At 64.8% G+C, this 21,016-nt stretch carries 22 protein-coding genes; 8 read left to right on the forward strand and 14 right to left on the reverse strand.

Annotation, left to right across the window (positions count from 1 at the left end):
* Positions 1 to 2,200, forward strand: a 2,200-nt coding sequence (uvrA, locus tag ACEWQZ_RS06805; RefSeq protein ID WP_476482323.1) for an excinuclease ABC subunit UvrA, incomplete at its 5' end; no start/stop codon positions are given.
* Here the strand turns inward: uvrA and ACEWQZ_RS06810 are convergent.
* Positions 2,201 to 2,923, reverse strand: coding sequence for a hypothetical protein (locus tag ACEWQZ_RS06810; RefSeq protein WP_476482324.1), 723 nt, complete (start codon positions 2,921 to 2,923; stop codon positions 2,201 to 2,203). It abuts the gene before it with no gap.
* A 49-nt stretch (positions 2,924 to 2,972) separates the two neighbouring features.
* Between ACEWQZ_RS06810 and ACEWQZ_RS06815 the strand changes: the two genes are divergently transcribed.
* Positions 2,973 to 3,374 carry an acyl-CoA thioesterase gene (locus ACEWQZ_RS06815; protein ID WP_476482325.1) on the forward strand — a complete coding sequence of 134 codons (402 nt, stop codon included), beginning with the start codon at positions 2,973 to 2,975 and terminating at the stop codon, positions 3,372 to 3,374.
* A 49-nt stretch (positions 3,375 to 3,423) separates the two neighbouring features.
* Here ACEWQZ_RS06815 and ACEWQZ_RS06820 read toward each other — a convergent pair whose 3' ends face one another.
* Entirely contained in the window at positions 3,424 to 4,176 is a 753-nt protein-coding gene (locus ACEWQZ_RS06820) for an enoyl-CoA hydratase/isomerase family protein (RefSeq protein WP_476482326.1), read from the reverse strand.
* A gap of 181 nt (positions 4,177 to 4,357) precedes the next feature.
* On the opposite strand from ACEWQZ_RS06820, the gene ACEWQZ_RS06825 reads away from it, so the two are divergent.
* Positions 4,358 to 5,833, forward strand: a complete 1,476-nt coding sequence (locus tag ACEWQZ_RS06825; protein WP_476482327.1) for a potassium/proton antiporter — start codon at positions 4,358 to 4,360, stop codon at positions 5,831 to 5,833.
* A gap of 7 nt (positions 5,834 to 5,840) precedes the next feature.
* Here ACEWQZ_RS06825 and ACEWQZ_RS06830 read toward each other — a convergent pair whose 3' ends face one another.
* From ACEWQZ_RS06830 to ACEWQZ_RS06840, 3 genes are read right to left on the reverse strand one after another with little or no spacing between them, the layout of a single operon-like run.
* Positions 5,841 to 6,461, reverse strand: a complete 621-nt coding sequence (locus ACEWQZ_RS06830; RefSeq protein ID WP_476482328.1) for a CoA pyrophosphatase — start codon at positions 6,459 to 6,461, stop codon at positions 5,841 to 5,843.
* Positions 6,451 to 6,651 (reverse strand): DUF1289 domain-containing protein, encoded by a 201-nt coding sequence (locus tag ACEWQZ_RS06835; RefSeq protein ID WP_476482329.1) that lies wholly within the window; start codon positions 6,649 to 6,651, stop codon positions 6,451 to 6,453. The genes ACEWQZ_RS06830 and ACEWQZ_RS06835 overlap by 11 nt, the downstream gene beginning before the upstream one ends.
* Positions 6,652 to 6,661: 10 nt before the next feature.
* Positions 6,662 to 7,384 carry an FKBP-type peptidyl-prolyl cis-trans isomerase gene (locus tag ACEWQZ_RS06840; protein WP_476482330.1) on the reverse strand — a complete coding sequence of 241 codons (723 nt, stop codon included), beginning with the start codon at positions 7,382 to 7,384 and terminating at the stop codon, positions 6,662 to 6,664.
* A gap of 320 nt (positions 7,385 to 7,704) precedes the next feature.
* Between ACEWQZ_RS06840 and pspA the strand changes: the two genes are divergently transcribed.
* The 4 genes from pspA to ACEWQZ_RS06860 all read left to right on the forward strand — a co-directional run bounded on the left by pspA (position 7,705) and on the right by ACEWQZ_RS06860 (position 10,216).
* Entirely contained in the window at positions 7,705 to 8,370 is a 666-nt protein-coding gene (gene pspA / locus ACEWQZ_RS06845; protein WP_476482331.1) for a phage shock protein PspA, read from the forward strand.
* Between the two features lie 6 nt (positions 8,371 to 8,376).
* Positions 8,377 to 8,610 (forward strand): envelope stress response membrane protein PspB, encoded by a 234-nt coding sequence (gene pspB / locus ACEWQZ_RS06850; protein ID WP_476482332.1) that lies wholly within the window; start codon positions 8,377 to 8,379, stop codon positions 8,608 to 8,610.
* Positions 8,607 to 9,002, forward strand: coding sequence for an envelope stress response membrane protein PspC (pspC, locus tag ACEWQZ_RS06855; protein WP_476482333.1), 396 nt, complete (start codon positions 8,607 to 8,609; stop codon positions 9,000 to 9,002). Before pspB ends, pspC begins: the two co-directional genes overlap by 4 nt.
* 431 nt (positions 9,003 to 9,433) lie before the next feature.
* Positions 9,434 to 10,216 (forward strand): enoyl-CoA hydratase/isomerase family protein, encoded by a 783-nt coding sequence (locus tag ACEWQZ_RS06860; RefSeq protein WP_476482334.1) that lies wholly within the window; start codon positions 9,434 to 9,436, stop codon positions 10,214 to 10,216.
* A gap of 211 nt (positions 10,217 to 10,427) precedes the next feature.
* Here the strand turns inward: ACEWQZ_RS06860 and ACEWQZ_RS06865 are convergent, their stop codons facing one another.
* The 6 genes from ACEWQZ_RS06865 to ssb all read right to left on the reverse strand — a co-directional run bounded on the left by ACEWQZ_RS06865 (position 10,428) and on the right by ssb (position 15,894).
* Positions 10,428 to 11,843, reverse strand: a complete 1,416-nt coding sequence (locus tag ACEWQZ_RS06865) for a mannose-1-phosphate guanylyltransferase/mannose-6-phosphate isomerase (protein WP_476482335.1) — start codon at positions 11,841 to 11,843, stop codon at positions 10,428 to 10,430.
* Positions 11,828 to 12,721: a dTDP-4-dehydrorhamnose reductase gene (gene rfbD / locus ACEWQZ_RS06870; protein ID WP_476482336.1), complete on the reverse strand. Its 894-nt coding sequence runs from the start codon at positions 12,719 to 12,721 to the stop codon at positions 11,828 to 11,830. The genes ACEWQZ_RS06865 and rfbD overlap by 16 nt, the downstream gene beginning before the upstream one ends.
* Positions 12,718 to 13,266, reverse strand: a complete 549-nt coding sequence (gene rfbC, locus ACEWQZ_RS06875) for a dTDP-4-dehydrorhamnose 3,5-epimerase (protein ID WP_476482337.1) — start codon at positions 13,264 to 13,266, stop codon at positions 12,718 to 12,720. Before rfbC ends, rfbD begins: the two co-directional genes overlap by 4 nt.
* Positions 13,266 to 14,147: a glucose-1-phosphate thymidylyltransferase RfbA gene (rfbA, locus tag ACEWQZ_RS06880; RefSeq protein ID WP_476482338.1), complete on the reverse strand. Its 882-nt coding sequence runs from the start codon at positions 14,145 to 14,147 to the stop codon at positions 13,266 to 13,268. The genes rfbC and rfbA overlap by 1 nt, the downstream gene beginning before the upstream one ends.
* Before the next feature lie 47 nt (positions 14,148 to 14,194).
* A complete protein-coding gene (gene rfbB / locus ACEWQZ_RS06885) occupies positions 14,195 to 15,250 on the reverse strand; it encodes a dTDP-glucose 4,6-dehydratase (RefSeq protein WP_476482339.1) in 1,056 nt (351 codons plus the stop codon).
* Positions 15,251 to 15,453: 203 nt separating this feature from the next.
* Positions 15,454 to 15,894, reverse strand: a complete 441-nt coding sequence (gene ssb / locus ACEWQZ_RS06890) for a single-stranded DNA-binding protein (RefSeq protein ID WP_476482340.1) — start codon at positions 15,892 to 15,894, stop codon at positions 15,454 to 15,456.
* Between the two features lie 121 nt (positions 15,895 to 16,015).
* Between ssb and ACEWQZ_RS06895 the strand changes: the two genes are divergently transcribed.
* Positions 16,016 to 17,014, forward strand: coding sequence for a polyprenyl synthetase family protein (locus ACEWQZ_RS06895; RefSeq protein WP_476482341.1), 999 nt, complete (start codon positions 16,016 to 16,018; stop codon positions 17,012 to 17,014).
* A 17-nt stretch (positions 17,015 to 17,031) separates the two neighbouring features.
* Here ACEWQZ_RS06895 and murD read toward each other — a convergent pair whose 3' ends face one another.
* The 3 genes from murD to ACEWQZ_RS06910 are packed head-to-tail and all read right to left on the reverse strand — an operon-like array spanning position 17,032 to position 20,909.
* A complete protein-coding gene (gene murD, locus ACEWQZ_RS06900; RefSeq protein WP_476482342.1) occupies positions 17,032 to 18,366 on the reverse strand; it encodes a UDP-N-acetylmuramoyl-L-alanine--D-glutamate ligase in 1,335 nt (444 codons plus the stop codon).
* Positions 18,359 to 19,708 (reverse strand): MurL-like N-terminal domain-containing, encoded by a 1,350-nt coding sequence (locus ACEWQZ_RS06905; protein ID WP_476482343.1) that lies wholly within the window; start codon positions 19,706 to 19,708, stop codon positions 18,359 to 18,361. The genes murD and ACEWQZ_RS06905 overlap by 8 nt, the downstream gene beginning before the upstream one ends.
* The gene (locus ACEWQZ_RS06910; RefSeq protein ID WP_476482344.1) at positions 19,695 to 20,909 is read right to left on the reverse strand and encodes an AI-2E family transporter; all 1,215 of its coding nucleotides are present in this window, start codon (positions 20,907 to 20,909) and stop codon (positions 19,695 to 19,697) included. The genes ACEWQZ_RS06905 and ACEWQZ_RS06910 overlap by 14 nt, the downstream gene beginning before the upstream one ends.
* Positions 20,910 to 21,016 lie beyond the last annotated feature (107 nt).

Genomic DNA, 21,016 nt, shown 5'->3' on the forward strand with positions numbered 1-21,016 from the left:
GCGCCTGGCCGAAAGCTTCGAGACGGCGCTGGCGCTCGCCGATAGCCTGGCAATCGTTGCGCCCATCGAAGATGACAGCGACATCGAACAGATGCTGTTCTCGGCGCGCTACGCCTGCCCGGTGTGCGACTACAGCCTGTCCGAGCTCGAGCCGCGCATGTTTTCGTTCAACAACCCGAGCGGCGCCTGCGATAGCTGCGACGGCCTGGGTGTCAAACAGTATTTCGACCCCGACCGGGTGGTTGCCAATCGCGAACTGTCGCTGGCCGGCGGCGCCATTCGCGGCTGGGATCGCCGCAACGCATACTATTTCCAGCTGATTCAGTCGCTGGCCAGGCACTACCGCTTCGAGATCGAAACGCCCTTCGAGGAGCTGCCGGAAGATGTGCAGGACATCATCCTGCACGGCAGTGGAGAGGAAAAGATCGCATTCCGCTATCTGTCGGAAAGCGGCACGCAGACCCGCAAACACCCTTTCGTGGGCATCATTCCCAACCTGGAAAAGCGCTACCGCGAGACCGACTCACGCATCGTGCGTGAGGAGCTGTCGCGCTATATTTCCACGCGCGCCTGCCCGGAATGCAACGGCCAGCGCCTGGGGCGCGAGGCGCGTCATGTCTTCATCGCCGACAAATCGCTGCCGGAGGTGTCGAGCTGGTCAGTGGAGCGCTGCCTTGACTTCTTCAACCAGGTGGACCTGGCCGGCTGGCGCGGTGAGATCGCCGGGCGGATTCTCAAGGAAGTTCGCGAGCGCCTGCATTTTCTGGTCAACGTCGGTCTCGACTATCTGACCCTGGACCGCCAGGCCGATACTCTCTCGGGCGGCGAGGCGCAGCGCATTCGCCTGGCCAGCCAGATCGGTGCCGGCCTGGTGGGCGTGATGTACGTGCTTGACGAACCGTCCATCGGCCTGCACCAGCGCGACAACGCGCGCCTGCTCGAGACCCTGTTCCGCCTGCGCGATCTGGGCAATACCGTGATTGTCGTCGAGCACGACGAAGAAGCCATACGAACGGCCGATTACGTGGTCGACATCGGCCCCGGGCCGGGCGTACACGGCGGCCGCATTGTCTACAGCGGCACGCCCGAAGGCCTGGCTGACTGCGAAGGCTCGCTGACCGGCGATTACCTGTCGGGCCGAAAATCCATCGCGGTGCCAAAAAAGCGCCACAAACCCGACCGCAAGCGACTTTTTCAACTCCAGGGCGCCACCGGAAACAACCTCAAGAACGTCAATCTGGAGCTGCCGGCCGGCTTGTTCGTCTGCGTTACCGGGGTGTCGGGCTCGGGCAAGTCGACGCTGATCAACGACACGCTCTACAAGCTGCTGGCGCGCGAACTCAACCGCGCCTCCGAGACGCCGTCGCCGCACGAGCGCTACTCGGGGCTGGATCTCTACGACAAGGTGGTCGACATCGACCAGAGCGCGATCGGGCGCACGCCACGCTCGAACCCGGCCACCTACACCGGCATGTTCACGCCCATCCGCGAGCTGTTTGCCGGCACCCAGGAGGCGCGCGCCCGTGGGTACAAACCCGGGCGATTCTCGTTCAACGTCAAGGGCGGGCGCTGCGAAGCCTGCCAGGGCGACGGCGTGATCCGCGTGGAAATGCACTTTCTGCCCGATATCTTCGTTGCCTGCGACGTCTGCCAGGGCCGGCGCTACAACCGCGAAACCCTTTCGGTGACCTACAAGGGCAAGAACATTCACGAAGTGCTGGAGATGACCGTCGAAGACGCGCTGGCATTCTTCGAGCCGGTGCCGGTCATCGCGCGCAAGCTGCAGACCCTGATGGACGTGGGCTTGAGTTACATTCAGCTTGGCCAGAGCGCGACCACGCTGTCGGGCGGCGAAGCCCAGCGCATCAAGCTGGCACGCGAGCTGTCCAAGCGCGACACCGGCAATACGCTCTACATTCTGGACGAACCCACCACCGGCCTGCACTTCCACGACATCAAGCACCTGCTGGAAGTGCTGCATCGCCTCAGAGACGAAGGCAACACTGTGGTCGTCATCGAGCACAACCTGGACGTGATCAAGACCGCCGACTGGATCATCGACCTGGGGCCGGAAGGCGGCGAAGGCGGCGGCCAGATCATCGCCACCGGCACACCCGAGGAAATCGCCCGTACGGAGGGATCCTGGACCGGGGAATACCTGGCGGACACGCTCGGAATCAAGCGAAAGAAAATCGCCTGATCACGCGTCAGCCGGGTCAATGGCTACGGTATTCCCGGCCTTGAGCCGGGAGCTTTCTGATAATGGCGTCAGCGCCCGGAAGGCCCCGGACCAAGTCCGGGGAGACAGGGTGGATGTGCTGGTTGCTTGGCTGGCTGGCACGAACGGGTTGGCGGGGCGGCTTTGCCGCGAATGGCCGTGCCGAGCCGAAGCTTTTTCGCGGTCTGGAGACCGCTCCTGCAAACAAGATGGGGAAAAATTTTGGGAGAAACCTCCAGGTCGCCAGACCAGCCTGTCAGCCCCACCCGTCCCCGGCGCAGCACTGCCGTCCACCCAATCTTTCGGCTGCCGAACCAGCCGAACCAGCCGAACCAGCCGAACCAGCCGAACCAGCCGAACCAGCCAACCAGCCAACCAGCCAACCAGCCAACCAGCCAACCAGCCGAACCAGCCGAACCAGCCGAACCAGCCGAACCAGCCGAACCAGCCGAACCAGCCGAACCAGCCGAACCAGCCGAACCAGCCGAACCAGCCAACCAGCCAACCAGCCAACCAGCCAACCAGCCAACCAGCCAACCAGCCAACCAGCCAATCAGCCAACCAGCCAACCAGCCAACCAGCCAACCAGCCAACCAGCCAACCAGCCAACCAGCCAACCAGCCAACCAGCCAACCAGCCAACCAGCCAACCAGCCAACCAGCCAACCAGCCAACCAGCCAACCAGCCAACCAGCCAATCAGCCAACGTAGCGCCATAGCGCTACAATCCTCCCACCCCAAACCGGAAGCCCACAATGCCTGAATTCAAGCTCACCCTCCCCGTTCGCTGGGGCGACATGGATTCTTTCAAACACGTCAGCAACGTGGTCTACCTGCGCTATATCGAAGAATGCCGGGCGCGTTGGATGGAGTCGGTTCCCAGCCGCTGGCAGCAAGCCGAAACCGGCCCTGTGGTCGCCAACATCAGCATCAATTTCCGCCGACCGCTGTACTGGCCCGAAGAGATCGAGGTCACTCTCAACCCCCTGTCTCCGGGCCGCTCCTCGATCAAGCTCGAGCACGAGATTCGCTCGATTCCAGACCAGGATGGCAAGGCCGTCGTTTATGCCGATGCCACCTGCACCCTGGTGTGGATCGACAAAGAAAAGGGCGAACCGGTGCCGCTGCCGACCAGCATTCGCGAGCTCGCTCCATAGCGTTCCGGCGATGCGCTCGTATGGCGCACAATCGGAAACACAATGAATCTCAGCCCTTCAAGCGCTCCACCAGCTGTTTGAGCGTGGCCTGCGTGCGCTCGTCGAACCAGGCCGCGACGAAGGCATCGATATCCAGGGCATCGCGGCTGTCGAACAGTTCGCCCAGTTCCGCACGGCACAGTTTGCGGGTGGCGGCCATGGAGTGCTGCGGCAATTCCAGCAGTTCACCGCACCATGACACGGCTCGCCCGATGACTTCGGCCGACGGAGCCAGCTCGTCAACCAGGCCAAGCTGGCGCGCCTGGGTCGGCGAGATCATGTCGCCGGCAACGAGATGGCGCTCGGCCGGATACGGGCCGATGAGCCGGGCCAGGGCGTGGTGGATGACCGGCGGCACGACCAGGCCGACCTGGACTTCATTGAGCCCGAGGCGGAACTCGCCCTCGGCCTGCACGCGATAGTCGGCGAACAGACCGATCACGGTGCCGCCGGCAGGGCTGTGCCCGGTCAGCGCCGTGACAATGGGCACGGGGCTGCGGGCGATGCGCTCGAGCAGGGTGAAGAAGGCCTGCCAGAACGCGCGCATGCCGCGCTCGTCGAGCGTGAGCAGCTCGGGCACGTCGAGCCCCGCCGAAAACAAGCCTTCGCGCCCTGAAATCACGAGCGCGCGAGCGTCGTCGTGGATGGCTTGGGCGACGGCATGATCCAGCTGGCCAACCAGCGCCGGATTGAGCGCGTTCACTGGCGGGCGATCGAGTCTGATTTCGACAACGCCGTTTGCGTGATCGATATTCTGCAGCATGGGTTCTGTGTCCTTGGGATGGGTGATCCGTTTGGGCTTGGTGATCCACGAGTCTACCGCTCTGGCGGCCTGCTGCGTGCCGGGAAGCTGCGCGGCATTTGCGCCGCCCCGGCGATGTTTCCGCTGGATCCCTCGCGACCTGCGGTTATTATGAGCCGTGGAATCCTAGGAGACAGCCCGCGTGTTCGAATCGGAACCCGCCAGTACGGCAGTGATGCTGACCGCCGCAGGCCTGCTGCTGGTGCTCAGCGTGCTGTTCAGCCGCCCTTCCGAGCGTATCGGCATTCCGGTGGTGCTGGTCTTCCTGCTTATCGGGCTGCTGGTCGGCGCCCGTTTCGGTCACGATCTGATCGATTTCGATCTGGCGTTCCGCATCGGTACGGTGGGGCTGACGCTGATCCTGTTCGATGGCGGCCTCAACACGCCTTTCCGTCAGGTACGCGAACACTTGCTGCCGGCCTCGCTGCTGGCCACGCTTGCGGTGGTGGGCACGGCAGTGCTGGTTGCACTTGTCGCCTGGCTGCTCGGCCTGGACTGGATGCTGGCGCTTCTGCTGGGCGCGATGGTGTCGTCGACCGACGCCGCTGCCGTGTTCTCGTCCCTGCGCGGCTCCAATGTCCAGCTGCGACGTCGCGTGGGCGCCACGCTGGAGCTGGAATCGGGCCTCAACGACCCGATGGCCATCATCCTGACCCTGACACTGACCGCCCAGATTGCCGGCATGCAGGCCTTCAGCCTGCTCGACTTTGCAGGCCATGTATTACTGCAGCTGACGGTCGGAGCGGCTGCCGGCCTGGCCATCGGCTGGCTGGGCACTTTGCTGCTCGAGCGTATTCGCGTGCCGGCCGCTGGCCTCTACCCGGCCCTGACCCTGGCTTTCGCGCTGCTGGCTTTCGGCATTCCCACCCTGTTCATGGGCTCGGGCTTTCTGGCCGTTTACGTCGCCGCGCTGATGCTCGGCAATCGGCGCCTGCCCTACCGTTCCGGCATCCTGCGCGTTCACGATGCGCTGGCCTGGCTGGCCCAGATCACGATGTTTCTGGTGCTGGGGCTGCTGGCCGTGCCGCAACTGCTGGTGTCGTTTGGCTGGCGTGGCGTTTTGCTGGCGCTGGCGCTGGCGCTGGTTGCTCGCCCGCTGATGGTAGTCGCCTGCCTGCTGCCGTTTCGCTACAGCGCGCGCGAGACCGCATTCATCTCATGGGTGGGCCTGCGCGGTGCGGTGCCGATCCTGCTGGCGACCTATCCCGTCCTTGCCGGCGTGGAAAAAGGCATGATCCTGTTTCACCTGGCGTTTTTCGTGGTCGTGGTCAACGCGCTCATTCCCGGTGCCACTGTGCGCTGGGCGGCATCTTTGTTCGGCGTCGAACGCGGCGGTGCCCAGCGCCCGGCCCCGGTGCTGGAAATCAACGCCATCGACAGCCTGCCGATCCAGATCATCTCGTTCAACCTGCACCCGGCCGCGATGGTGACCGGACAACCGGCCAGAATGCTGCCGCTGCCCGAGGGCGCCGACGTGCTGCTGGTAGTCCGCGGTCGCGAGGCGCTGCCGGTGACGCCCGAAACCGTGCTCGAAGCCAACGACCACGTACACGTGATGGTGCGACCGGAGCACAAGCGAATGGTGGAACTGATGTTCGGGCTGCGCGAAGACGATTGACCGCCTTCTAGGCGTCGCCGATCACGGTCGCGCACAGCTGATGGAGAATGGCGGCGGTGGCGCCCCAGATCATCCAGCGCCCGTGCGGCAGCGTGGTCAGCTCGTGGCTGTGGCCGCCGCGAGTCACGGTATGGTGACGATAGTTGTGGCGATCGAGAACGCGATCCAGCGGTAGGGTGAAGATTTCTTCCACCTCACCGGGACAAGGCCGAAGCACGGGCTGGCCCTCGATGGTAGCCACCACCGGCACGATGCGATAGCCGGTGATGGTGTCGAAACGATCCAGCAGGCCGTGCACCGACAGTCGCTCGCGCTCGACGCCGATCTCTTCGCTGGTCTCCCGCAGTGCCGTCACCAGCGGAAACGACTCGCTGCCCTCACGCCCGCCGCCGGGAAACGCAACCTGGCCGGCGTGCAGCGTCATCCGGCGGCTGCGAACGGTCAGCACCACGGCCGGAGCGGGCGCGCTCATGATGGCGATCAGCACCGCAGCGGGCCGGGGGTTCCAGGCCTTGTGCCCGGGTGGCTGAAAGCCGCGGATGCGAAGATCGGCAACCGGGGTATCGGGAGCGTGAAGCCGCGCCGCCATCTCCCGCGGGGAGAATGACAGCGCGACCTCAGCCTTCATCGAACAGACGGTCGGCCCGGGCAGGCAGGGCCTGCATGACCTCGCGGCGCTTTTCCGGCGTATAGCTCAGCCAGTCGGCAATTTCCGCCGCCGAGCGGAAGCAGCCCACGCACAGGTCTCCGGGACCGAGCGTGCAGGTTCCGATACAGGGCGACTCGACTTTCGGGACCAGTCGCGCAAGTTCGCTCATCTGCGCCTGATTACTGTCCGGGCGCCTGTGTCTGCCCCTGCTGGTTCTCCGGCTCGCCGATCTTGACCAGCTTGACGTCGAACTTCAGGGCTTCATTCGGCCCGATAATGGGTGGATCGCCACGCACGCCGAAAGCCAGCTCCGGCGGCAGGAAGATCTGCCATTCGGCGCCTTCGCTCATCTGCGGCAGCACTTCCTGCCAGCCCTCGATGACCGAGTTGACCTGAAAGACAGCGGGCACGCCGCGGCGGAAGGAGCTGTCGAACTCGCGTCCGTTGATCTTGGAACCGCGGTAGTGAACGGTGACCGTATCTTCAAGGGTAGGCCGCTCACCGGTACCTTCCTCGATGACGCGATACTGCACGCCGCTGGGCAGAACGGTGATGTTCTTCTTTTCGCGGTTTTCGGCCAGGAACTCTTCGGCCTTGGCCTGATTTTCCTCGGCCAGAGCCTCGAAGGCTTCCATCCGCTCCTGACGCAGCTTCTCCTGCAGCGCGGTCATGCGCTCGCGCATGATCTCCACGTCGATGGTCGGATCCTGCTCGTTGTAGGCGTCGCGTACGGCCTGGAAGATCGCTTCCAGATCGACGTCGACGTCATAGCTCCGGAGCTCTGCGCCGAACTCGTAACCGATGGAATAGCCGAGCTCGCCCTGCTCACTTTCCAGATCCTGGGCCGCAGCCGGCGCGGCCACGAACAGGGCCAATAGCGCTGCGAGAAAACATTTCTGCATGTTGCCTCCGTTGAAGGAAATTTCGTTATGGCGGAAATTGCGAAAGCGGGCATTGTACCCGACCGCTCCGCCCCTGACCACGGCAACGACCGCTTGTGCCACGCTCGGTGCAGACTGGCCCGCTGCATTCAATGGACCGTCAGGCGGCGCGATCGGTTCCGCAGCCAAACTACAGGCGAGACTTGCCATTATCGCGGCAATATTCGCCTTTGCTCGGGCCCGGCAATGACGCAAGCCCCTGATTTCAGGGCCTCAAGCACTCTGGCACGGCACTTGCGAGGAACCAGGCAGGACAAGCCATCGCAACAGGAGTCAACACCATGGGCATTTTTTCCCGCCTGGGCGACATCATCAACGCCAATCTCAATGCCGCGCTGGAAAAAGCGGAAGACCCGGAAAAGATGATTCGCCTGATGATTCAGGAAATGGAAGATACGCTGGTCGAGATCCGCTCGGCGACAGCGAAATGCATCGCCGAGAAAAAGGAGCGCGAGCGCCTGCTCAAGCGTCTGGAACAGCAGCAGCTGGAATGGCAGCGCAAGGCGGAGCTGGCGCTGGAGAAAGAGCGCGAAGATCTGGCGCGCGCCGCCCTGGCCGAGAAAACCCGGCTGGGTGATCGCATCGACTACCTCAAGGAAGAGCTGGAGCAGTACACCAACCAGCTGACCAAGTACGACGAGGACATCGGCAGGCTGCAGGCCAAACTGACCGACGCCCGCAACCGCCAGCGCGCGCTGGTAATGCGCCACCGCTCGGCCAGCCACCACCTCAAGACCAGAAAGCAGGTCTACAACGACAAGGTCGACGAAATGCTGCACCGTTTCGACGCCGCCGAGGAGCGCGTCGAACGCATCGAGTCGGAAGCTGAGGCGCTGGACATGGGCCGCCAGGGCCGCACGCTCGACTCCGAGTTCGAGGACCTTGAGCGCGACGAGCGCGTCGAAGAAGCGCTGGCCGAACTCAAGTCCCGTCGCAACCGGGAGTAGGCCGAAATGAACGAATTCGTATTCGTGTTCGTGCCGCTGCTGGTGTTTCTGGTGATCGTGGCGCCAATCTGGCTGATTCTGCACTACGCCACGCGCAATTCGGCCAGCCGGCGGCTCAACAGCAAGGATGAAGCGCTGATGGAAGACCTGCACGACACGGCACGCAAGATGGAGGAGCGCATCCACACCCTCGAACGCATTCTTGATGCCGACAGCCCGAACTGGAGAGACCATACATGAACCGCCGTTACAGCGAACCTCAACAGCCCAGCCGAAACCGCCTCTACCGCAACAAGCAGCGCGGCCTTCTCGGGGGCGTGTGCGCCGGCATTGCCGACTGGGCCGGCTTCAACCTGACCGCGCTGCGCGTCATCGCGGTTCTGCTGGCGATTCCGTTCACCGCGGTGATGGTCGTGGGCTACATCGCGTTATGGATCCTGCTCCGCCGACGGCCGGTCAATCTCTACCGTGACCAGCACGACGAAGCCTTCTGGCAGGAAGTGCGCCGCGGACCGAAAGACGGTGTCAGCACTCTCAACCGGCGTTTCCGCGAGCTCGACCGGCGGCTGCAGCGAATGGAGGCCTGGCTGACCTCGAGCGAATACCGCATCGACCGCGAGCTTGAAGACTGACGTCTCTGGTTAGCTGGTTAGCTGGTTAGCTGGTTAGCTGGTTAGCTGGTTGGCTGGTTGGCTGGTTGGCTGGTTGGCTGGTTGGCTGGTTGGCTGGTTGGCTGGTTGGCTGGTTGGCTGGTTGGCTGGTTGGCTGGTTGGTTGGTTGGCTGGTTGGCTGGGCGGCTTTGCCGTGATTGGCCGTGCCGAGTCGAGGCCCTGCTCGCGGCCTGGAGACCGCTCCCACAAACAACTGCGGGCAAAACTCTGTGGGAGCGACCTCCAGGTCGCGAGCCCGGCCTGCCAGACGCCACCCGCCCCCCGGCGCAGCCCTGCCGCCCGCCAAACCTCTCGGTTGCCGAACTGGCCAACCAGCCAATCAGCCAACCACACCCCTCCGAAGCCCTTACACTATCAGCCTCCACCCAAACCCAACCGGGAGCCCTACCCCCATGCCCCACGAAAACCTGTTGATCGACGACCACGAGGCCGTTCGCACGATTACCGTCAACCGACCCGACAAGCTCAACGCGCTGAATCAGCAGACCCTGCTTGAACTCCGTGGCGCAATCGACGATGCCCAGGCTGATGACGACGTGCGCGTGATCGTATTGACCGGTAGCGGTGAGAAAGCCTTCGTTGCGGGTGCCGATATCGGCGAGATCCGGGAGCAGACAGCGGTCGAGGCGCGCGCTTTTTCTGCCATGGGACAGGACCTGATGAGCCGCATCCAGGCATCTGACAAGCCGGTGATCGCCGCGATCAACGGCTTCGCCCTGGGCGGCGGCATGGAGCTGGCGCTGGGCTGCCATCTTCGCTTTGCCTCGACCAATGCCCGCCTGGGCCTGCCGGAGATCACGCTGGGCATCATGCCGGGCTTTGGCGGTACGCAGCGCCTGTTGCGCCTGGCCGGCACGACACGGGCGCTGGAAATGACGTTGACCGGCAAGCCGATCACGGCCGAGCGCGCGGAGCAGCTGGGCATCGTCAACCAGGTGGTCGAGCCGGAATCACTGGCTACAACGGTCGGCGAGTTCGCCGCCGGGTTGGCCAAGGCGGCGCCGGAGGCCGTGCGTGGCATCCTGCAGGCCATCAATCAGGGCGCCAACACCGACCTGCAGACCGGCCTGGCCCTGGAAACCGCCCGCTTCGCGCTGTGCTGCGCCACCGAGGACATGAAGGAAGGCACCAGCGCTTTCCTGGAGAAACGCGCGCCAGAGTTCAGGGGGCGGTAAAACCGGGGAGCCACGGAAGAGACGGAAATTCACGCAAGCCGGCAAACGGGAACGGCCGGCAGCAGGCGCAAGGAGTGCGGCCGTAAAGCGAGCTGCACACCCTGCCAATCTTTCAGCCTGCGTGAATTTCCGTGCTCTCCGGGGGTGTCGGTTTTTCAGGCAACGAAGCCCAGTGGTGGCTTGACGCCTCTTGCCTGGACCCTGCGGCTCTTCAGGTTCGTCCGTAGACGTCTTCGAGGCGCTCGATGTCGTCTTCACCAAAATAGCTGCCGGTCTGTACTTCGATGATGTGGACGTCGTCGCTACCGGGGTTTTCAAGCCGGTGCAGGCTGCCCACCGGAATCTGGACGGTTTCATTGGCGCCGTAGATCCGTTCGTCGTCGTCGAGGCGCACTTTCGCCTGCCCGGACACGACCGTCCAGTGCTCGCTGCGGTACTGATGACGCTGCAGCGACAGGATGCCGCCGGGCTTGACGACCAGCCGCTTGACCTTGCAATCGTCGGCGTCCTCGAGCACCGTGAAGCTGCCCCAGGGCCGATGCACGGTGCGGTGGAACACGGCCAGCTCGTCGTCGTTACGGGTCAGCTCCTCGACAACCGACTTGACCTCCTGGGCGCGATCGCGGCTGGCCACGAGCACCGCATCGCCGGTGTCGACGATGACCAGATCGTCGACGCCGACGGCGGCCACCAGGCGTTTTTCGCCCTGGACAAAGGTATTGCGGGCATCGACGAGCACCGCCTCGCCCTGAACGCGATTGCCCAGCGCGTCGGTTTCATACAGATCGCTGATGGCCTGCCAGGAGCCGATATCACTCCAGCCGCAGTCCACCGGCACCACGGCGCGTCGTTCGGCCTTTTCCATGACCGCAAAGTCGATGGACTCGGGGCGAACCTGGGCAAAGCCCTCGGCATCGAGTTCCACCGGCGCGGCTTGCGCGTCGGTGCGGGCCCAGGCCGCGCGAACCTGCTCGAGAATGTCGCCGGCGTGGGTCGCCAGTGCCGCCAGAATGGCGTCGGCGCGGAAACAGAACATGCCGGCGTTCCACAGATAGTCGCCCGACTCGAAGTAGCGCCGCGCGGTGTCCTGGTCGGGCTTTTCCACGAAGGCGCGGATCTCGCGCCCGTGTTCGCCGATGGCCTCGCCCGATCGGATGTAGCCATAGCCGGTTTCTGCATGGGTGGGTGTCACGCCCAGGCAGGTCAACCAGCCGTCGGCTGCCAGCGCCTCGGCCTGCGTCACAGCTTCGGCAAAGGCGCGCCGGTCGCGCACCAGGTGGTCGGCCGGCATCACCAGCAGCCGGGTTTCCGGACCATAGAGCTGTTCGGCCCACAAGGCGGCTGCGGCAATGGCCGGCGCGGTATTGCGGCCCTCCGGCTCGAGCAGAAAGCGGTGATCGGCCGAGTCGTCCACGAGCTGATATTCGTCGCGGGTAAGAAAGTAATAGTCGCGCCCGGTCACGGTCAGCGTCACCGGCGCATCCCCCACGTCGAGCGCGCGGCGGATGGTGCTGGCCGCCAGCGTCTGGCCGTCGGCCAGGCGCATGAAGGGCTTTGGATGGGCCTTGCGCGAAACCGGCCACAGCCGGGTTCCGGCGCCGCCGGACATGATCACGGGTAACAGCATGGGGGCTCACTCCATTGGTCGAGACACTCGGCCAGGGCCGATTCGCAGTCGGGCAGCGCCTGGCCGGTCCAACGCGCGTAGCCCGATCCATCAAGCACCGACCAGACCGGGCGCACGGCCTTTTGCGGCCATTGATCGCTGCTGATCGACGCCACCTCGACGGACTCTGGAATGATGCCACGCGCAGCCGCCATCTGCACGGCCAGTGCGGCCAGCTGGTACCAGGTCATCGCGCCCTGCCCGGTCACATGCAGCAGCTCGGGGCGCTCGACCGCGCGCTCGCAAGCCAGCAGCCGCGCCGTCGCCTGCGCCAGCGTTCCGGCCCAGGTCGGCGAGCCGGTCTGATCGGACACCACTTGCAGAGGCTGGCCGCCGGCGGCGCGATCGAGAATGGCGGAAAGAAAATTCCCCGGCAGGGCGCTGTAGACCCAGGCGGTGCGCAGCACCAGGGCGCGGCAGCCGCTGGCCGCGATCGCCTGCTCACCGGCCAGCTTGGTGCGGCCATAAGCTGACTCCGGAGCCACGGGATCGCTCTCGCGCCAGGCGCGACCGGGCTGGCCGCTGAACACGTAATCGGTAGAGTAGTGAACCAGCAGCGCGGCGCTGCTACGGCACCAGCGCGAGAGCTCCGCGGGCAGGTCGTGGTTGAGCGCGAAGGCCTGGGCTTCGTGATCTTCGGCCGCGTCGACCGCCGTCCACGCGGCGGCGTTGATGACCACCTCGGGCTGCAGCTCTTCCAGCAGCGCGCGCACGCGCGCCCGGTCAGCGAGATCGAGCTCGTGATCGGCATCGCTGCGGGCGCAGGTGGTCAGACCCGGCACTGCCGCGCGCAGATGGCGGCCGAGCTGGCCGTTGGCGCCGAGCAGCAGCGTCGTCATGACGGCAGCCGGTCGCGCTCGATGTCGGTCAACCGGGGCGCGCCGCGATCCTTGTCGGAAAGCCCCTGCGGCGGCGCCGGCCACTGAACGCCGATGTCCGGATCGTCCCAGGCAATCGAGGCATCGAACTCGCCGCGATAGGGCCGCGTGCACAGATAGTTGAAGGTGGCCGATTCACTGAGCACCTGAAAACCATGGGCAAAGCCCTCGGGAATCCAGAGCTGGCGGTGGCGATCGGCATCCAGCTCGAAACCGACCCAGCGGCCAAAGTGCCCGGAGTCGGGGCGGATGTCGACGGCAACATCGAACACCCGCCCGCTGCTGACCCAGACAAGCTTGCCCTGGGGCTCCGGCCACTGGTAGTGCAGCCCGCGCAGGACGCCGTGGGCCGAATGCGAACAGTTGGCCTGAACGAAGTCCGGGCCGATGCCGTGCTCGCGATAGCGTTCAGCGCGCCAGGTTTCCAGAAACCAGCCGCGCTCGTCGCCGAAGATTTTCGGCTCGATCAGCTTGACCCCCGGCAGCTCGGTGTCGTGGACCTGCATCACTGCCCCGCGGTGCGCGCAATCATGCGCAGGTAGTCGCCATAGCCACTCTTGGTCAGCGGTTCGGCCAGCGCCAGCAGCTGATCGGCATCGATCCAGCCCTGACGAAACGCGATTTCCTCCGGGCAGGCCACGCGCAGGCCCTGGCGCGACTCCAGCGTCTCGATATAGCTCGAGGCCTGCTGCAGCGAGGCGTGCGTGCCGGTATCCAGCCAGGCATAGCCGCGGCCCATGCGCTCGACCGTCAGGTCGCCGGCGTCGAGATAGCGACGGTTGAGGTCGGTAATCTCGAGCTCGCCGCGCTCGGAAGGCTGCAGGTCAGCGGCAAAATCGCAGGCGCGCTCGTCGTAGAAGTACAGGCCGGTGACGGCGTAATTGGATTTGGGCTGCTCGGGCTTTTCCTCAAGCGACTGCACGCGGCCGTCGCCGTCCATCTCGACCACGCCGTAGCGCTCGGGATCGCTGACCCAGTAGCCGAATACGGTGGCGCCACGCGCACGGGCGCCGGCGCGTTCGAGCAGCGCGCGCATGCCATCGCCATGAAAGATATTGTCACCCAGAATCAGGCAGGAAGGACGCCCGGCAACGAAATCGCGGCCGATAATGAAAGCGTCGGCCAGGCCGCGCGGCGCGTCCTGAACGGCGTAGTGCAGCTCGATGCCCCACTGGCTGCCGTCGCCGAGCAGACGCTGAAACAGGGCCTGCTCGTGCGGCGTGGTGATGACCAGAATTTCGCCAATGCCGGCCTGCATCATGGTCGACAGCGGATAGTAGATCATCGGCTTGTCGTAGACCGGCAGCAGCTGCTTGGAGATCACCTGCGTGAGCGGATACAGCCGCGTCCCGGAGCCGCCGGCGAGGATGATGCCTTTTCTGTTCATGAAAGTGTGAAGTGTGAAGTGTGAAGTGTGAAGTGTGAAGTGTGAAGTCAGGTGCCGGGGCTCTGTCTGGAGGTGCCCAAGCGCTCGGAACGGTAGCGACCATCGCGGATGCGTTGCCACCAGTCGCGATTGTCCAGATACCAGTCGACGGTCGCGGCCAGCCCGTCAGCGAAATCCACCGCAGGCTCCCAGCCGAGTTCATTGTAGATGCGGGTGGCATCTATGGCATAGCGGCGGTCGTGGCCGGGGCGGTCGGTGACGTATTCGATCAGTTCACGCCGCGGGCGGTCGGCGGGCGCGCGCTCGTCGAGCAGGTCGCACAGCAGGCCGACGACCTCGAGATTGGTCATTTCGGCGTTGCCGCCGATGTTGTAGACACGACCCGCCTCGCCGGCTTCGAGCACGCGCATGATGGCGCTGCAGTGGTCGGTGACGAACAGCCAGTCGCGACGCTGCTGCCCGTCGCCGTAGATCGGCAACCGCTCGCCCTCGAGCGCGTTGATCAGCATCAGCGGAATCAGCTTTTCGGGAAACTGGAACGGCCCGTAGTTGTTCGAGCAGTTGGTGATCATCACCGGCAGGCCGTAGGTGCGGTGCCAGGCCCGGGCGAGGTGATCGGCCGCGGCTTTCGAGGCCGCATAAGGCGAGTTGGGAATATAACGGTTGGTTTCGGTAAACGCCGGCTCGTCCAGCCTGAGGGTGCCGTAGACCTCGTCGGTGGAGACGTGGACGAAACGGAACCGATCGGCCCCACCCTGCCAGTATTCCAGCGCTGCATCCAGCAGGGTCTGCGTGCCCGTGACGTTGGTGCGAATGAACGCCCCGGGCTCGTCGATCGAGCGATCAACGTGGCTTTCGGCGGCAAAATGCACGATTGCATCGGGTCGATGCTCGGCAAGCAGGCGTTCGATCAGCGGGCCATCGCAGATGTCGCCTTCGACGAATACGTGACGCTCATCCGGCAGGCCCTCGAGCGACTCGCGATTGCCGGCGTAGGTCAACAGGTCCAGGTTGACCACCCGCGCGTCAGTCGTGGCGAGCACGTGGTGGATGAAGTTGGCGCCGATAAAGCCGGCGCCGCCGGTGACAAGAATCGTGCTCATTGGCATATGAATCGAAAAGTGAATGGCGCCACGGGAAACACCGAACACAGCACAGAAACCCGATCAAGAGCTCTGCCGGCGCAGGCGCCAGATGTCGATCGCGCGCCATCAAATCGTTCGGCAACGCAATCGCCTGGTGTCTTTCCGTGAATTCCGTGTTTTCCGTGGTTCCCGGTTTACCAAGGTCAAGCAAAAGTGGAAGGTCAGAACGGAATATCGTCCTCCAGGCCGCCGCTGTCGGCGGGCGGACCATCGTAGCTGCTCGAGCTGCCCGACCCCTGGTTGTCGTTGAACGGCGCGCTGCCACCGCGGCTGTCGAGCATCTGCATCTCGTTGGCAACGATCTCGGTCGTCCAGCGGTCCTGACCGTCCTGACCCTGCCATTTGCGCGTCTGGATACGGCCCTCGATATAGACTTTCGAGCCCTTGCGCAGGTATTCACCGGCAATTTCGCCAAGCCGGCCGAACAGCACCACGCGATGCCATTCGGTACGCTCCTGCTGCTCGCCGGTCTGACGGTCGCGCCAGCTCTCGGAGGTGGCAATGCGGATATTGCTTACGGCATTGCCGCCAGCGGTGTGCCGGGTTTCGGGATCGGCGCCGAGATTGCCGATCAGGATCGCCTTGTTGATTCCACGGGCCATGATGCGGCCTCTCCTTATCGGGGGTATGAAGTTGCGCAGAAGTCTAGCATAGGCACCCGTTGAAGCTGCCGGACGAATCCTCTGGCCCGGTGAAGGAGATCGGCCCGTATAATTGTCATCCATGAACGATTTTTCTCCGCCCACGCTGCCGGCCTGTCTGAATGACGTCATGGAGCTGACCCGGCCTGACCGCGAAGCGGTCGATCGCCTGATCGTCGAGCGCCTGGCCTCCGACGTTGCCCTGGTCAACCAGGTCAGCCACCACATCATCAGGGGCGGCGGCAAGCGCATGCGGCCGCTGGTTCACCTATTGTGCGCTCAAGCCGCCGGCTATACAGGCCAAGATCACCACAAGCTGGCGGCGATCATCGAGTTCATCCATACCTCCACCCTGCTCCACGACGATGTCGTCGACGAGTCTTCGCGGCGGCGCGGACAGGTCACGGCGCACCAGCTCTGGGGCAACTCGGCCTCGGTTCTGGTGGGCGACTTTCTCTACTCGCGCAGCTTTCAGCTCATGGTCGAGCTCGACCGCATGCGCGTCATGAGCATTCTTGCCGACACCACCAACACCATTGCCGAAGGTGAGGTGCTGCAGCTCATGCAGATGGGAAACGCGGACCTTGGCGTGGACGATTACTACCAGGTGATTTCCGACAAGACCGCCTGCCTGTTTGCAGCCAGTGCCCGCCTCGGCGGCGTGCTGGGTGGCCTCGACCACAGCGCCTGCGAGCAACTGGGCGCTTTCGGCCTCTATCTGGGCCAGGCCTTCCAGATTGTCGACGACGTGCTCGACTATCGCGGCCGTGGCGATGACCTGGGCAAGGATGCCGGCGACGACCTGGCCGAAGGCAAGGTCACGCTGCCGCTGATTCTGGCGCTGCAGTCGGCCGAGCCGGCCGAACGCGAGCTGATTCGCCACATTGTCGAGACCGGCGGCAGCGATCGCGTAACCGAAGTACGCCAGATTCTCGACCGCACCGGCGCCCTGGACCAGGCCATGGCGCAGGCCACCGAGCTTGCCGATGACGCCCGCCAGGCGCTATCGGTATTGCCGGAAAGTGATTTCCGCGGTGCGCTCGCTTTCCTGGCCGGCTACGCGATCAACCGCGCCAGCTGAATACCGCCGCCGAAGGCTCAAGGATCGAGGCGCTTGACCAGCGCCCGAAAACGATCACCGCGCGCCTCGAAATCACGAAAGTGACGAAAGCTCGGCGCACCGGGAGACAACAGCACCACCGTGCCTTTGCAAGCCAGCTCCCGCGCGCGCGCCACCGCCGTATCAAGCCCCTCCAGGCGTTCGATACGACCCACCCGGCCCGACGGCAGGGCGCCAAAGCGCTCGGCAATGGCGTCGCCGTTATCCGGAATCGTCAGCAGTGCCTTCAGGGGGCGGCGGGCCACCCGATCAAGCACCGGCTGCCAATCGGCCGGGCGTGGCTGGCCGCCGGCAATCAGGATGACCGGCGCGTCGTCCAGCGCCTGCAGGGCAGCCAGCGTCGCCCACGGGCTGGTGGCAATGGAGTCATTGACGTAGCGCACGCCGGCAATCGTTGCGACCGCCTCGAGCCGGTGCGGCAGCGGCTGGAAATCGGCCAGGCCCGCGGCCAGCACTTCGGCCTTGTGGCCCAGCGTGATCGCCGCCTGCAGCGCCAGGGCAGCATTGTCGAGATTGTGCTGCCCGATCAGGGGCAGCGCGCTGTGATGACAGACTGGCTTGCCTGCCAGCACCAGGTGATGCCCCTCACGGGCGACCGCCGGAGGGCGATTGGCCAGAACCCGCCCGGGAACATCACGGGTGGCCGCCGCGAGCGCTTCGTCGTTGGCGTTGATCAACAGTGGACGCCCTGCAAGCAGATCGGCCAGCCGCAGCTTGGCGGCCACGTAGGCGGCCTCGCCGCCGTGCCAGTCGAGGTGTTCGGGAAACAGCCGGGTGATCAGTCCCAGATCAAGGCGGCCCTCAAGATCGGCCAGCTGATAGCTGGACAACTCCAGCACAGCGACGTCGGCCCGGCTGTCCAGGTGGTCAAGCAGCGGCACGCCGATATTGCCGGCCAGCAGCACCTCGCGACCGGCATGGCGCAGCACATGCGCCAGCAGCGATGCGGTCGTGCTCTTGCCCTTCGAGCCGGTGACTCCGACCACGGTGATGGATGCCGCCCGCTCGGCCAGCCAGATCGAGGCGGGGCTGACCACCGCCACGCCCGAGCGGCGGGCGGCCACCAGCGCCGGATGATCGACCGGTACACCCGGAGAGCGGATCAGCGCATCGAAGGCTGCGAGCCCGGCACCGAAAGGACCGACCTGTACCGGCAGCGAAGTCCTGGGTTGGCCGTCCTCGACCAGCACCGTCAGCCGCGCGGCAGGATTGCGTGCCAGCAGGGCGCGAGCGGCGGCCTGGCCATCACGCCCGTAACCGAGCAGGCCCACGCGGCGGGCCAGCAACCAGTCAAGCCGGGGCGCGTCACTCATCGGGTATGCGATGTGCTCCGGATGGACGGCACAGCGTGTCGAGCTCCGGCACCTCGATCTCGCGCAGCAGCCCGGCAAGGCCGGCCACCACCGGCAGGTCACGCCAGTGCCGATCGGCAACCAGGGCGGCCAGGGCCGCGCGAGCCTCACCGGCCTCGCCGACACACTCGAATGGCTTGGCACCATCAATTGCCAGCAGGGCCCGAAAGCCGGCCATCTGTGACGGGTCTGCAAGCAGATTGGCGCCGAAGATGGCCGTCAGCTGCTGCGGTGACATGAATGGTGCCAGGGCAAGAAAGACGAAATGACACTTGGGGCATTGACCGCACCAGCGGCGGGTTCGGGCGCCATCGAGATGAAAATTGCGGTTGCAGGACGAAAACACGCGGTGATAGCGCTCGAGATCAGCAAACTCACGGCAGATAGCCAGCTCCCGATCGGCTCTCACCAGCGAGAACACGGCAAGATCCGGCGTGATATAGCGCTCGACCCAGTCGCCGAGCATGACCTCGAAGGCCAGCGATTTGGAAAACTGGTGATTGACCGCCCGACCCTGCGCATCATGCAGCGTCGCTTCGTCGGCCGAGCGTTCATTGGCAAAGACCACGCGATCAAAGCCTTGCTGCAGCGCCAGCAGGATCATCACCGCGGCGTTGATGGCGGTAATCGGCACGTGACCGTTGAATGCACCGTGGCGATTGAGCTCCCCCAGCAGCGGGTCGATTCGGCGCTCGATCACGTAATGCTCGCTGCCGGCCACCTCGGCCACCTGTTTGATCAGCGCCGCCTGGCCCACCTGAACGGTGTGCGGCGTCTCGCCGCCAGCGCGCAGCCGCTCGAGCGCGACCAGAGAATCCTTGCCGCCGCCCATCGGCACCAGAGAACGCCGGGGCAGCAAACAGGGTGTGGCGGTACCGGCGGCATCGGCAGCCGCGCCGGCGGCCGGAAACGTCGCCCAGCGGGTTTGCTCAAGGTCGTTGCGCCAGGCAAATTCAGCCAGGCCCTCACGATACAGGCGGGCCAGCCAGGCGGCCTGCCAGGCATCCGGGGCGCGCCCCTGAAAGCGGATGGCGCCGGGGCAGGCGGCTTTCCAGTAGCTGACGCCGGCGGTCCAGTGAAGCAGATCGAGCGCAGCGGCAAACGCCTGCGGGCACCGCGGCGCAGCGGCGGGCAACGGCAGCCGGAAGCGCTCGGTCAGGGCAAGGTCATCGAGGGCGTAATCGAGCTCGACCCAACCGCTGGCCGGATCGAAGCGCCGCCCGCCGAACAGGAAGATCCGGCTGTCCTCGCGCCGCCAGCAGTCGAGCTTCGACGAGCCGGCCGCAGCGTCAGTCGCTGACATCGGCTGGCGCTCCCTGCTCTTCCTGCCGCGGGCTGCGGCTGTGCAGACGCGGCCAGGCCCGCAGCACCGCGTTGACCAGTGTTGCCAGAGGAATGGCGAAGAACACCCCCCAGAAGCCCCAGATACCGCCAAACACCAGCACCGCCGTAATGATGGCCACCGGATGCAGACTGACCACCTCGGAAAACAGGATGGGCACGAGCACGTTGCCGTCCAGGGCCTGAATGATGGCATAGGCGATCAGCACCCACCAGAAGCTGGCGCTCGGACCGAAGGCCACCAGGGCAACCAGCGCCACGGGCACGGTCACCACCGCAGCGCCGATGTAGGGAATGATGACGGAAAAGCCCACCAGCATCGAAAGCAGCATGACGAAGGGCATATCGAGCAGGGCGAAAACCACGTAGGTGACGATCCACACGATCAGGATCTCGAGCACCTTGCCGCGCACGTAGTTGCCGATCTGGGCATCGACCTCGCGCCACACCCGCGTCACCAGGGCGCGATCGCGCGGCAGGTACTGGCTGATCCAGGCGATGAGCTGACTCTTGTCCTTGAGAAAGAAGAACACCAGCACCGGCATGAGAACCAGGAAGATGAGCATGTTGACGGCGTTCATCACGCCCGAGAACGACACCAGAGTGGCGCCGTAATTGACCAGCTCCTTGCCGATGTTGTCGAGCCAGGCCGAGAGCTGATCCTGGGAAATCAGGGCCAGCTCCTGCTGTGCTTCATCAGCGGCCAGCTCGATGCCGTTGGCGGAAACGGCTTCGGTGGCAGAATCGGGCTTGGCGGGCGCAACAAGCTGCGGATAACGCTCGGGCAGCTTGGCCACCCAGCCCTGCCCCACGGCGATGTAACCGGGCAGATCGCGGACGATCGCTGCCAGCTGCCGGGTCAGCATCGGCACGAGGCCAAACAGCAGGTAGACGAGAGTGGCCATGAAACCCAGAAAGACGCCGATCACGCTCAGCAGACGGGGCGCGCCCAGTCGTTCGAGCCGATTGACGCCCCCCTCGAGGAGGTAGGCCAGCACCAGGCTGGCGAGTACCGGCGCGAGCATCCTGCCGAACAGGACGATGACCAGTACACCCAGCGCAAGAAACAGCGCCAGAATCACGACCTGAGGATCAGAGAAGTGCTGCCGGAACCAGTCGTTGACGCGCGCGATCATGGTGGGATTATAAGGGCGCGGCGTCATTTTTGAGCTCCATCAAGCCCTGCCCGGTGGACCCTCCCCGCAAGAAGGCCACCGGGCAACGTGCCGTCGTTCAGGAGTGTTGTTGCTGCGGGATGAAAAACAGTGTG

The organism is Wenzhouxiangella sp. YN1 (genome assembly GCF_056324145.1).

Excerpts from the sequence above, each read along its gene's own strand:
- pspA (WP_476482331.1), top strand. The coding sequence starts at position 7,705 with ATGGGCATTTTTTCCCGCCTGGGCGACATCATCAACGCCAATCTCAAT.
- rfbC (WP_476482337.1), bottom strand. The coding sequence starts at position 13,266 with ATGCAGGTCCACGACACCGAGCTGCCGGGGGTCAAGCTGATCGAGCCG.
- ACEWQZ_RS06815 (WP_476482325.1), top strand. The coding sequence starts at position 2,973 with ATGCCTGAATTCAAGCTCACCCTCCCCGTTCGCTGGGGCGACATGGAT.
- ACEWQZ_RS06905 (WP_476482343.1), bottom strand. The coding sequence starts at position 19,708 with ATGTCAGCGACTGACGCTGCGGCCGGCTCGTCGAAGCTCGACTGCTGG.
- ACEWQZ_RS06860 (WP_476482334.1), top strand. The coding sequence starts at position 9,434 with ATGCCCCACGAAAACCTGTTGATCGACGACCACGAGGCCGTTCGCACG.
- ACEWQZ_RS06895 (WP_476482341.1), top strand. The coding sequence starts at position 16,016 with ATGAACGATTTTTCTCCGCCCACGCTGCCGGCCTGTCTGAATGACGTC.
- ACEWQZ_RS06910 (WP_476482344.1), bottom strand. The coding sequence starts at position 20,909 with ATGACGCCGCGCCCTTATAATCCCACCATGATCGCGCGCGTCAACGAC.
- pspB (WP_476482332.1), top strand. The coding sequence starts at position 8,377 with ATGAACGAATTCGTATTCGTGTTCGTGCCGCTGCTGGTGTTTCTGGTG.
- rfbA (WP_476482338.1), bottom strand. The coding sequence starts at position 14,147 with ATGAACAGAAAAGGCATCATCCTCGCCGGCGGCTCCGGGACGCGGCTG.
- rfbB (WP_476482339.1), bottom strand. The coding sequence starts at position 15,250 with ATGAGCACGATTCTTGTCACCGGCGGCGCCGGCTTTATCGGCGCCAAC.
- ACEWQZ_RS06840 (WP_476482330.1), bottom strand. The coding sequence starts at position 7,384 with ATGCAGAAATGTTTTCTCGCAGCGCTATTGGCCCTGTTCGTGGCCGCG.
- pspC (WP_476482333.1), top strand. The coding sequence starts at position 8,607 with ATGAACCGCCGTTACAGCGAACCTCAACAGCCCAGCCGAAACCGCCTC.
- rfbD (WP_476482336.1), bottom strand. The coding sequence starts at position 12,721 with ATGACGACGCTGCTGCTCGGCGCCAACGGCCAGCTCGGCCGCCATCTG.
- ACEWQZ_RS06865 (WP_476482335.1), bottom strand. The coding sequence starts at position 11,843 with ATGCTGTTACCCGTGATCATGTCCGGCGGCGCCGGAACCCGGCTGTGG.
- ssb (WP_476482340.1), bottom strand. The coding sequence starts at position 15,894 with ATGGCCCGTGGAATCAACAAGGCGATCCTGATCGGCAATCTCGGCGCC.
- ACEWQZ_RS06835 (WP_476482329.1), bottom strand. The coding sequence starts at position 6,651 with ATGAGCGAACTTGCGCGACTGGTCCCGAAAGTCGAGTCGCCCTGTATC.
- murD (WP_476482342.1), bottom strand. The coding sequence starts at position 18,366 with ATGAGTGACGCGCCCCGGCTTGACTGGTTGCTGGCCCGCCGCGTGGGC.
- ACEWQZ_RS06830 (WP_476482328.1), bottom strand. The coding sequence starts at position 6,461 with ATGAAGGCTGAGGTCGCGCTGTCATTCTCCCCGCGGGAGATGGCGGCG.
- ACEWQZ_RS06820 (WP_476482326.1), bottom strand. The coding sequence starts at position 4,176 with ATGCTGCAGAATATCGATCACGCAAACGGCGTTGTCGAAATCAGACTC.